Origin of the sequence: Marinobacter sp. UBA2498, from assembly GCF_002341575.1 — a bacterium.
GTDB classification, from domain to species: domain Bacteria; phylum Pseudomonadota; class Gammaproteobacteria; order Pseudomonadales; family Oleiphilaceae; genus Marinobacter; species Marinobacter manganoxydans.
In genome coordinates this window covers 18,480-19,435 of record NZ_DDOI01000030.1, presented here as the reverse complement: position 1 = coordinate 19,435, position 956 = coordinate 18,480, and the positions used below count along the sequence as shown (strand labels likewise).

Below are 956 nucleotides of genomic sequence, written 5' to 3'. Positions count from 1 at the left end.
GCGATCGAGAAAGACAAGATCAAGGGCGCCATCCGCACCGACTTCATTCTGTCTGCCGAAATCATTGCCATTACCCTCGGAACGGTAACGACCCAGACCATCGGCATGCAGTTCATGGTGCTGGCGGTGGTGGCGATTATGATCACAGTCTTTGTTTACGGCCTGGTGGCTGGGATCGTAAAGCTGGACGACGGCGGCCTCTACCTCAGTCAGCAAGAGAACCCGGTGCTCCAGCAATTGGGTTCAGGCATTCTCTGGCTGGCCCCCTATCTGATGAAGACACTCTCCATCCTGGGCACTCTGGCGATGTTTCTGGTGGGTGGTGGCATTCTTACCCACGGACTGACGCCGGTATACGACGCTATTCATCACTTTGCCGAGGGTTTCAGTGGTGTGGCTGGTGTGCTCGTGCCAACGGTGGCCAATGGCCTGTTCGGTGTGCTGGCAGGTGCGCTACTGGTGGCCATTATCACGCCACTGACGCGATGGTGGCAGGCGAGGAACGCCTGAGAAGGCCGGGGCTCTAGAGGCAGGCGTCGAACAGCCGACTCACCAGTACCGGTACCGCGGTTTCGACCCGCAGAATACGGGGGCCGAGATGCACGCTCTGGCAGCCGGCTTCTTCCAGTTTGCCCACTTCGTAAGCCGTGAAGCCACCCTCCGGGCCAATGCAGAGCACGGTCGGCTGGTTGAGGTGCACAGGGCAGGGGGTGCTTGTGCCGGGATGCGCTACCAGGGCTCGTTTATCCGCCAATAGCGCCGGCAACTCATCTTCCACGAAGGGTTTGAACAGCTTTCGGATATGCACCTGTGGCATCAGGGTATCTTTTGCCTGTTCCAGCCCCAGCGTGAGGTTCTCCCGAAGCTGTTCGTCTGAGAGCCATGGCGTCTGCCAGAAGCTTTTCTCGACCTTGTAGCTGTTGATCAGCCAGAGATCCTTCACACCGAGGGCAGCG

The 956-nt window shown here is 59.0% G+C and carries 2 protein-coding genes; one reads left to right on the top strand and one right to left on the bottom strand.

Going from position 1 to position 956, the window contains the following annotated elements:
* Positions 1-510: DUF808 family protein (locus B2W52_RS03175; RefSeq protein ID WP_286801228.1), on the top strand; the 510-nt coding region annotated here is incomplete at its 5' end.
* A 13-nt stretch (positions 511-523) separates the two neighbouring features.
* Here B2W52_RS03175 and B2W52_RS03170 read toward each other — a convergent pair.
* A partial coding sequence (locus B2W52_RS03170) for a 16S rRNA (uracil(1498)-N(3))-methyltransferase (protein WP_286801226.1) occupies positions 524-956 on the bottom strand: 433 nt, incomplete at its 5' end.